This is a genomic window from Salmonella sp. NW1250 (assembly GCF_051812965.1).
In the GTDB taxonomy this organism is placed as follows: Bacteria; Pseudomonadota; Gammaproteobacteria; order Enterobacterales; family Enterobacteriaceae; genus Salmonella; species Salmonella enterica.
In genome coordinates this window covers 1-505 of record NZ_JAMNDD010000048.1, presented here as the reverse complement: position 1 = coordinate 505, position 505 = coordinate 1, and the positions used below count along the sequence as shown (strand labels likewise).

Sequence of the window (505 nt, the reverse complement as noted above, 5' to 3'; positions counted from 1 at the left end):
TCCGCCATCGGCTGCCTTGCCAGTTTCGGATAGATACAGGACGAACCGAGAAACAGCAGTTTGTTCACGTTGTGCAGGTGCGCGGCGTGAATAATGTTGCTCTCTATCATCATGTTTTCATAGATAAAATCCGCCGGATACGTGTTGTTGGCGACAATGCCGCCCACTTTCGCCGCCGCCAGATAAACCTGGTCGATACCCACCCCGGCAAAGAGCGCCTGTACCGCGCGCCCGTCGAGCAGATCCAGCTCATCGCGGGTGCGCAGCACCAGCTCCACGTCGCCGCGCTGCGCAAGCTGCCGTACAATCGCGGAGCCCACCATCCCGCGATGGCCCGCCACAAAAATTCGTTGCTTGGTCATGGTCATTCCAAAGATAAATTTACATCGAATCCGTGAGATTTCAGCAGTGAGTGTTTTTTCGCGGCCTCCAGATCGTTCGCCACCATCTCGGAGACCATCTCCGACAGGGTGATTTCCGGTTTCCAGCCCAGTTTCTCATGCGC

At 56.2% G+C, this 505-nt stretch carries 1 protein-coding gene and 1 pseudogene; both read right to left on the bottom strand.

Going from position 1 to position 505, the window contains the following annotated elements; all coding sequences use genetic code 11:
- Positions 1 to 362: NAD-dependent epimerase/dehydratase family protein (locus tag NBA72_RS24190; RefSeq protein WP_439005039.1), on the bottom strand; the 362-nt coding region annotated here is incomplete at its 3' end.
- Between the two features lie 2 nt (positions 363 to 364).
- Positions 365 to 505: pseudogene (locus tag NBA72_RS24185) on the bottom strand (GDP-mannose 4,6-dehydratase); the annotation flags it as partial.